This is a genomic window from Methanotorris formicicus Mc-S-70 (assembly GCF_000243455.1).
Taxonomy (GTDB): domain Archaea; phylum AGJL01; class Methanococci; order Methanococcales; family Methanococcaceae; genus Methanotorris; species Methanotorris formicicus.
The window spans coordinates 20,479-28,306 of sequence record NZ_AGJL01000022.1; the positions used below are offsets into that span (position 1 = coordinate 20,479).

11 protein-coding genes are annotated in these 7,828 nt (G+C 31.6%); 7 read left to right on the plus strand and 4 right to left on the minus strand.

What is annotated here, in order from left to right; genetic code table 11:
- Window positions 1-219: 219 nt before the first annotated feature.
- Window positions 220-516 (minus strand): DNA-directed RNA polymerase subunit L, encoded by a 297-nt coding sequence (locus tag METFODRAFT_RS04995; protein ID WP_007044463.1) that lies wholly within the window; start codon window positions 514-516, stop codon window positions 220-222.
- 18 nt (window positions 517-534) lie between these two features.
- On the minus strand, window positions 535-1,134 hold the full coding sequence (locus METFODRAFT_RS05000; RefSeq protein WP_007044464.1) for a DUF2067 family protein: 600 nt from the start codon (window positions 1,132-1,134) through the stop codon (window positions 535-537).
- A 129-nt stretch (window positions 1,135-1,263) separates the two neighbouring features.
- On the opposite strand from METFODRAFT_RS05000, the gene METFODRAFT_RS05005 reads away from it, so the two are divergent.
- The 3 genes from METFODRAFT_RS05005 (at window position 1,264) to ilvE (ending at window position 4,211) form a co-directional block, all read left to right on the plus strand.
- A complete protein-coding gene (locus METFODRAFT_RS05005) occupies window positions 1,264-2,193 on the plus strand; it encodes a tyrosine--tRNA ligase (protein ID WP_007044465.1) in 930 nt (309 codons plus the stop codon).
- 14 nt (window positions 2,194-2,207) lie between these two features.
- Window positions 2,208-3,272: a mechanosensitive ion channel family protein gene (locus METFODRAFT_RS05010; RefSeq protein WP_007044466.1), complete on the plus strand. Its 1,065-nt coding sequence runs from the start codon at window positions 2,208-2,210 to the stop codon at window positions 3,270-3,272.
- A gap of 75 nt (window positions 3,273-3,347) precedes the next feature.
- Entirely contained in the window at window positions 3,348-4,211 is an 864-nt protein-coding gene (ilvE, locus tag METFODRAFT_RS05015; RefSeq protein ID WP_007044467.1) for a branched-chain-amino-acid transaminase, read from the plus strand.
- 21 nt (window positions 4,212-4,232) lie between these two features.
- Here the strand turns inward: ilvE and METFODRAFT_RS05020 are convergent, their stop codons facing one another.
- Both METFODRAFT_RS05020 and argB read right to left on the minus strand, forming a co-directional pair.
- Complete coding sequence (locus tag METFODRAFT_RS05020; RefSeq protein WP_007044468.1) at window positions 4,233-4,889, minus strand: endonuclease III domain-containing protein; 657 nt, start codon at window positions 4,887-4,889, stop codon at window positions 4,233-4,235.
- A gap of 31 nt (window positions 4,890-4,920) precedes the next feature.
- Window positions 4,921-5,814, minus strand: a complete 894-nt coding sequence (gene argB, locus METFODRAFT_RS05025) for an acetylglutamate kinase (protein ID WP_007044469.1) — start codon at window positions 5,812-5,814, stop codon at window positions 4,921-4,923.
- A 164-nt stretch (window positions 5,815-5,978) separates the two neighbouring features.
- Here argB and METFODRAFT_RS05030 point away from each other — a divergent pair, with 164 nt between their 5' ends.
- The 4 genes from METFODRAFT_RS05030 (at window position 5,979) to METFODRAFT_RS05045 (ending at window position 7,699) form a co-directional block, all read left to right on the plus strand.
- Window positions 5,979-6,230, plus strand: coding sequence for a 50S ribosomal protein L31e (locus METFODRAFT_RS05030; RefSeq protein WP_173361557.1), 252 nt, complete (start codon window positions 5,979-5,981; stop codon window positions 6,228-6,230).
- A 17-nt stretch (window positions 6,231-6,247) separates the two neighbouring features.
- On the plus strand, window positions 6,248-6,928 hold the full coding sequence (locus METFODRAFT_RS05035; protein WP_007044471.1) for a translation initiation factor IF-6: 681 nt from the start codon (window positions 6,248-6,250) through the stop codon (window positions 6,926-6,928).
- A 22-nt stretch (window positions 6,929-6,950) separates the two neighbouring features.
- Window positions 6,951-7,181 (plus strand): 50S ribosomal protein L18Ae, encoded by a 231-nt coding sequence (gene rpl18a / locus METFODRAFT_RS05040; protein WP_007044472.1) that lies wholly within the window; start codon window positions 6,951-6,953, stop codon window positions 7,179-7,181.
- A 98-nt stretch (window positions 7,182-7,279) separates the two neighbouring features.
- On the plus strand, window positions 7,280-7,699 hold the full coding sequence (locus METFODRAFT_RS05045; RefSeq protein ID WP_048115598.1) for a DUF2666 domain-containing protein: 420 nt from the start codon (window positions 7,280-7,282) through the stop codon (window positions 7,697-7,699).
- The last annotated feature ends 129 nt before the right edge of the window (window positions 7,700-7,828 follow it).

Below are 7,828 nucleotides of genomic sequence, written 5' to 3' on the forward strand. Positions count from 1 at the left end.
TTATACATAACCTATTATATAAATATTACTACAATGATTACCTGCGTTATGGTCGCTACAATTAACCAACTTAAAATTTAAATTATTATTGTGGTTGAATTCATAATTTTAAACTAAAAAAGTATTTTGTTATTATTTTTTGCATGTAATGATTATACCTAAATTAATATCATAAGTGGTATTTAACTTTAACTGTTCTCATATTTTTTATATTTTACTCTAATTTATATTTTGTAATAACTCATCACACATTTTTATTAAATCTTTTAATGCCTCCTTTAAAACTTCCTCTGCATTAACGCCTTTTTCGGTTGTAATTAGTAACTTTGGATTTGATATGCATCTTCCAGTATCAGGATCTAAAACTGGGTGGTCTATTGAATATGAAGCCATTAAAACCCCTTCTTTATTTAATAGAATATCCTTCAATACATTACATAATGAGTGGTCTTCATTCAACAACTCAACTTCTATTAAGTTTTCTTTTTTTTCTAAGATTTTTACCATTTTATCCATATTTACCTCCTCCTTTGATTATTTAATTTCTACTCCTGCAAGTTCTTTTTTTGCTAAGGTTATATCTTTATTAAGTACGATTTTTCCGTTCTCTTCCCTGAGAAATCCTTTTTCAAGTCCTTCTTCAATTATCTCATCAACATCTTTTCCAGTTAAATAAGTAGCAAGAGTAATAAGGTTTTTTACTGGTTTTGAACCAATTCTTTTAAATGCAAGTTCCCCATAGATTTCATTTAACTCATATAGAATCTCATTTAAACTGTCCAATTCAAGTGAAGTTTTAATAATACCCTCTTCCTTTAAATACTTAACATTATGACCTAATGCTTTTAAGGTATCAATTACCAAATCCTTGTTTACAGGATATTTTAAATCACTTAAACTGTATTCATATAAACCTTCTTCATCTTTTGTATATTTTCCATGCACTCTCTCTATTATCGATACTATTGTTCTGTAATTTTCAACAACTGAGTCCTTATCATAACCAAAAATCTTAATCCTCAATAGATTTTCCCTTGATTCTATTAAACAATCAATGTTTAGTTTTGATATTCTATCACAAATTTCAAGCATTTCTTCACTACATGATGTTTTTGCAGTAATAACCTTTTTCATTTTCTCACCGAGTTAAATATATAAGATTAAAGTATAAAAATTTTCGTTCGTTTTTATGATTTAATATATTATTGGTATTTACATTAATATGTGAAACATAAAAAAAGAATATTCATCTGGAGGGAGATTATGGTTGAAAATATATTAAAGAATGCTTTAGAAGTGATATCTGTTGAGGAATTAAAGGAAGTTATGGAAAAGAAAGATAAGAGAGCATACATTGGATTTGAGCCAAGTGGGAAGATACATTTAGGGCATTACTTGCAGATAAGGAAGATGATTGATTTACAAAATGCGGGATTTGATGTTGTTATATTACTCGCTGATTTACACGCCTACCTAAACCAAAAAGGAACCATGGATGAGATTAGGGAATTAGCGGAATACAACAAAAGATGCTTTGATGCAATGGGTGTTAAGGCAGAGTATGTTTATGGGAGTGAGTTCCAATTGGATAAAGAATATACCTTAGATATTTATAAACTTGCTTTAAAAACCACATTAAAAAGAGCGAGAAGAAGTATGGAAGTTATAGCAAGGGAAGATGAGAATCCAAAGGTTGCAGAGGTTATTTACCCAATTATGCAAGTTAATGACATAAAACATCTCAATGTTGATGTTGCAGTTGGTGGAATGGAGCAGAGGAAGATACACATGCTCGCAAGAGAACTCTTGCCAACTTTAGGATATAAAGCACCAGTTTGCATACACAACCCTGTTTTAACTGGTTTGGATGGGGAAGGAAAGATGAGTTCATCAAAGGGGAACTTCATATCTGTTGATGATGAGGTGGAGGTTATTAAAAGTAAGATAAAGAAAGCCTACTGTCCAGCAAAAGTCGTTGAAGGAAATCCGATTATGGAGATAGCAAAATACTTCCTTGAATATCCATTAACAATAAAGAGACCAGAAAAGTTCGGGGGAGATTTGGTGGTTAATTGTTATGGGGAATTAGAAAAAATATTTACTGAAGGAAAATTGCATCCAATGGACTTAAAAAATGCTGTTGCAGAAGAGTTGATAAATATTTTGGAACCAATAAGGGAGAAACTAAAATAAATGGCGGGATAAATATGGAAATATTAAACGCTGTTTATTTTGGAAATCCCCTAAAAAACTATCTTTTGTGTATTTTGAGTATTTTGTTTGGAGTACTCCTTGGAAAGATTTTGCGTTACATAATTAAAAACTACATAAAAGCGATAGTTACAAAAACAAAAACAAAATTGGATGATATATTCTTGTATGCCATAGATGAGCCGTTAATAATCTTGGCGGTATTGTCTGGAATTTGGGCAGGGTTTAATTTCTTAAAACTCCCTGAGAACATTTCAATCCTTATAAATGAGGGGATTGTTGTAGCGGTTACGCTTTGTGTAATGCTGTTTTTGATTAGGTTTGTTGATGATTTTATCCTTGAGTATGTTGCCCCACTAACGGAAAAAACAGAGAGTAAACTTGATGACCAGTTGATCCCACCACTTAGAAAATTCATGAAGATTTTGATTATAGTGTTTGGATCTGTAGTTATCTTGGATAATTTAGGATATGATGTTACAACACTCCTCGCTGGTTTGGGTATTGGTGGTTTAGCAGTAGCACTGGCATCAAAGGATACTGTAGAGAACTTAATTGCAGGGATTTTGATTATAGTTGATAAGCCATTTACAATTGGAGATTGGATTAAGGTTTCTGACTATGAGGGAATTGTGGAAGAAATTGGAATTAGGAGCACGAGGATAAGAACCTTTGGAGATTCTTTGATTACAATCCCAAATGCTTCACTCTCAACAAATATCATAGAGAACTTTTCAGTAATGAGGAAAAGGAGAGTTTTAGCAACTATAGGTTTAACCTATGGCACACCAGCAGATAAGATTAAAAAAGCAGAGGAAATTTTAAAGGATATTTTAAAAAACCATCCTGCAGTAGTTGAACCAATAAGGATACATTTTGTTGAGTATGGAAATTGGAGTTTAAATTTAAGAGTTGAGTATTTCATAAAAAATTTAGGGTTTGATTATTACTTAAATGCTCTAAATGAGATAAATTTAAAAATAAAAGAAGAGTTTGAGAAAGAAGGTATTGAAATGGCATTCCCAACATATACTGTTTATTTGGAGAAGGATAACCAATAAATCAAAACATAAAATTTAAAAATATCTATCTCAATAACTTAAATGAATTTGTAAATATACTAAAAAGGTGATTTGATGAAGATTTATTTAAATGGAAAATTTGTCGATAAGGAAGATGCAAAAATATCAGTTTATGACCATGGTTTGCTTTACGGTGATGGAGTTTTTGAAGGTATAAGGGCTTATGATGGCGTAGTTTTTAAGTTAAAGGAGCATATAGATAGATTATATGATTCTGCAAAATCCATAACCTTAGAAATCCCAATGTCAAAGGAAGAGATGGAGAAGATTGTTATTGAAACATTGAGGGTTAATAACCTAAAGGATGCATATATAAGGTTGGTTGTAACAAGAGGGGTTGGAGATTTGGGTTTAGATCCAAGGAAATGTAAAACTCCAACCATATTCTGCATCACTGAGCCAATGAACCCACTATTGGGAGAAGATGGGATAAGGGTAATAACTGCATCAGTTAGGAGGTTACCTGTTGATGTTTTAAACCCTGCTGTTAAGTCATTGAACTACTTAAACAGTGTCTTGGCAAAAATCCAGGCAAATTATGCTGGTGTAGATGAGGCATTTTTACTTGATGCAGAGGGATATGTTGCTGAGGGAACTGGGGATAATATCTTTGTTGTTAAAAATGGAGTTATAAAGACACCACCTGTTTCTTCAAGTGTTTTGAGAGGAATTACAAGAGATACGGTTATTGATTTAGCAAGAGAATTGGGATATGAAGTTGTTGAGGAGAGATTAACTTTACATGAACTCTATGTTGCTGATGAGGTTTTCATTACCGGAACTGCTGCTGAGATTGTTCCAGTTGTTGAAATTGATGGAAGAAAGATAAACGATGGAAAAATTGGAGAAATAACAAAAAAATTAAGAGAAAAGTTCAAAGAAGTGAGGACAAAACTTGGAACAAAGATTTATGAATAATCTTTTTAATTTTTATTACATTTAACTTTTACAAATTCCATCGCATAAATTATGCAATGGACATTTTTCACAAACTGGATTTTTCTTTTTGCAGTAGTGTTTTCCAAGTTCTACAATCAATGCATGATATTCCTTATAAATTTTCAAATCCTTTGGCAGGTTTTTCTCAAAGATACCTCTAATTTCATCATACTCTTCCCCACCTTCAATAATCCTCAACCTGCTAAAAATCCTCCTTGTATATGCATCTATCACGAATATTTCCCTATCTAATGCATAGAGTAAAATACTATCTGCAGTTTCTTTTCCAATACCTTTTACGTTTAATATTTCTTTTCTCAAATCTTCTAATTTTATAGATAACTTTGCTAAATTTTCAGTGTTTTTGTAATTTTCAACTATAAATTTGGTTATATTTTTCAATCTCTCTGCTTTTATGTTGTAGAATCCTGCTGGTTTTATTAGTTTTTTTAGTTTTTCAATATCAGTGTTTAAAATCTTTATTTCATCAATTAAATTCTCTTTTTTTAAATTTTCTATGGCTTTCTCGACATTTTTCCATGATGTATTTTGGGTTAAAACTGCCCCAATAACAACTTCATACCTTGTTTCCCCAGGCCACCAGTTTTGATAGCCAAAATGGGACAATAATAGATGATAAATTTTTAGCAAATCCAATGTCTTCCCCCCTAATGTTAAAAAATTAAATTTAATCTCTCACAATCATCGTACCAATACCTTCTTCTGTAAAGACTTCCAACAACAAAGCATGGGGGATTTTTCCATTTATTATATGGACACTTTTAACCCCTTTGTTTAATGCATTTATTGCCGCTTCCACCTTTGGAATCATTCCTCCTTTTATAATTTCCTTTTCCATCAACTCTTCAGCCTCAGATATGGTTAATTTTTTGTACAGTGTTGAGGGGTCGTTTATATCCCCCATAATCCCATCAACATCGGTAATTAATACCAACTTCTCTGCATCAATTGCACCAGCAATATCTCCTGCAACCGTATCTGCATTTAAGTTGAGTGCTTTACCTTCATCATCAATTCCAATTGGTGAGATAACTGGGATGTAGTTGTTTTCCAATAGAATATCAATTAATTCAGTGTTGATTTTTTCCGTTTCTCCAACTCTTCCTAAATCTACCATAACCTTTTCTCCATCCTTCTCAATGTATTTGAGTTTCTTCCTTGCTTTTATTAAATGCCCCGACTTTCCAGATAATCCAACTGCTTTTCCTCCAAATTTACCTATCTTTGAAACAATCTCCCCATTTATCTTCCCTATCAAAACCATCATTACAATATCTAATGTTTCCTCATCAGTAACTCTAAGCCCATGGATGAACTCTGGTTTTTTCCCCATCTTTTCCATAGCCTTATTTATTTCTGGCCCTCCTCCATGAACAACAACAGGATTTATTCCAACGAATCTCAACAAAACAATATCTTTTGCAGTCCAATTTTTTGCATTCTCATCTATCATCGCATGTCCACCGTACTTTATAACAAATCTCTTCTTCTGAAACTTTTGGATGTATGGGAGTGCCTCCATCAGAATCTCTGCTTTACTTAGATTCGTTTTTTCTTCCATTTTTTCCCTCCAACAAGTTTTCTATTTTTATAATTTTATTTAACCTTAAATTTTAAAGAAGTTAAAATCATTCTTATTATAACCGCAATCTTTAAATATAATTTTTTTATACTTTAATTGATTAACGATAATAGGTATTATTTTTAATTCTTTCGGAGGTGTCAATAATGGAGGAGAGGATATATACAATCCCATTGAGAGACATGATGAACAGGTCAAAAAGAACAAAAAGAGCCCCAAGGGCAATTAGAAAAATAAGAGAGTTCTTAAAAAGGCACATGAAAGCAGAGATTGTAAAATTGGACAACTCAATAAATGAAAAGGTCTGGGAAAGAAGTATTGAAAAAGTTCCAGCAAGAATTAGAGTTAAGGTAGTTAAAGAAGGGGATGTTGTTAGGGCAACACTTGCAGAATAATTAAAAATTGTGATAATATGATAATAAGAAAATACTTTTCTGGAATGTCCACCATAGGCGTCCTTGCTCTATCTACTGAAAAATTTGCTTTTCTTCCATATATTGTTGAGGAAAACATGGTAGAAGAAATTAAAGAGGTTCTTGACGTTTCAACAACACGGTTAAATATTGGTGGATGTTCTTTAATTGGTTCCTTATGTGTAGCAAACTCTTATGGTCTTTTATTGCCAAAGATTGTAAAGGATGATGAGGTTGAATTAATTAAGAAGTTTTTGGAAGAGAATAATATTGATATTCAAATTAAAATATTGGATAGTAAAAACACGGCTCTTGGTAACTTGGTACTTGCTAATGATAGGGGTTGCATAATCTCTGAGGAATTGAAAGGTTTTAAAAAGGATATTGAAGATATTCTTAATGTTGATGTTGAAGTTGGTAATATTGCAGAACTCCCAACAGTTGGAAGTAATGCAGTAGCAACCAACAAAGGGTGCCTTGTGCATCCACTTGCGGATGATGAAGAACTCGAATGGATTAAGGATGTTTTAAAGATAGATTGCATTGGAAGGGGAACTGCAAATAAAGGAGTTACATCCGTAGGAGCATGTGTTATTGCAAACACCAAAGGTGCCATTGTTGGTGGAGATACAACAGGTCCAGAGTTGTTGAAAATAGAGGAGGCACTTGATTTAATTTAAAAAACTTTAGAAGGTGGGAGTAATGATAAAGGTATTTAGGATAAAAGGAGAAATTGTAGATAAGGATGAACCAATGGTATTCACAAAGGAATATAGGGCTTTAAAAGAAGAGGATGCTTTGGAGTTGTTGTATTCTGAGATTGGAAGTAAACATGGTGTAAGAAGAAGAATGATAAAAGTTCATGAAGTTGAGGAAATCTCTGAAGATGAAATAACTGACCCAATATTGAAGAAAATGATAGCAATGTATTAAATTCTTTTTTCTTCTTTTTTAATTCACATTTATTGCTATTATCTGTTGTAATTAAATTTTATGCAATTTTATAAATTTATATGTGTGTTGGTGATACAATGGAGAATAAAATCCAATTTATTGCTAAACACAACAGTTGGTTTGTTGTAAAGAAGATGAATATTGATGATAAAACAGAGGATATTGAGATAGCAAGGCTTTTAAGTTCTATTGATGAAACTGTTTTAAGTAAATTGCCAGAATATTTGCCATTTGATATGAAAAAGTTGGAAGAGATTGCAGATGAAATTTACCAAAAGAAAAAAGGGAGAATTAAAGAGGAGGATATTGTTAATGCATTAATGAAACTAAAATCTCCGTCAACAACAAAAAAATTAGGGGAAATTACCAATTCAAAAGAAGGTAAAGAGATTTTAAAAATTATTTTAAACAACATTATTTTGGAGAGATTGGGAATAAAAACAAGGATAGATCCAAAGTTAATTGAAAAGTATATGGAAAAAATGAATGAAGAATGATTTTTTAAAATTTATTTCTTTATTCTTTCTACTCTTTAAGTAGCAAATACAATATAAATGCTCTAATACTTTATTACCAAATTTTTATCCGTATTTTTAATTAACCGTAATTCCCATCACAAATTTAAA

Excerpts from the sequence above, each read along its gene's own strand:
- METFODRAFT_RS04995 (WP_007044463.1), bottom strand. The coding sequence starts at position 516 with ATGGATAAAATGGTAAAAATCTTAGAAAAAAAAGAAAACTTAATAGAA.
- METFODRAFT_RS05000 (WP_007044464.1), bottom strand. The coding sequence starts at position 1,134 with ATGAAAAAGGTTATTACTGCAAAAACATCATGTAGTGAAGAAATGCTT.
- METFODRAFT_RS05005 (WP_007044465.1), top strand. The coding sequence starts at position 1,264 with ATGGTTGAAAATATATTAAAGAATGCTTTAGAAGTGATATCTGTTGAG.
- METFODRAFT_RS05010 (WP_007044466.1), top strand. The coding sequence starts at position 2,208 with ATGGAAATATTAAACGCTGTTTATTTTGGAAATCCCCTAAAAAACTAT.
- ilvE (WP_007044467.1), top strand. The coding sequence starts at position 3,348 with ATGAAGATTTATTTAAATGGAAAATTTGTCGATAAGGAAGATGCAAAA.
- argB (WP_007044469.1), bottom strand. The coding sequence starts at position 5,814 with ATGGAAGAAAAAACGAATCTAAGTAAAGCAGAGATTCTGATGGAGGCA.
- METFODRAFT_RS05035 (WP_007044471.1), top strand. The coding sequence starts at position 6,248 with ATGATAATAAGAAAATACTTTTCTGGAATGTCCACCATAGGCGTCCTT.
- rpl18a (WP_007044472.1), top strand. The coding sequence starts at position 6,951 with ATGATAAAGGTATTTAGGATAAAAGGAGAAATTGTAGATAAGGATGAA.
- METFODRAFT_RS05045 (WP_048115598.1), top strand. The coding sequence starts at position 7,280 with ATGGAGAATAAAATCCAATTTATTGCTAAACACAACAGTTGGTTTGTT.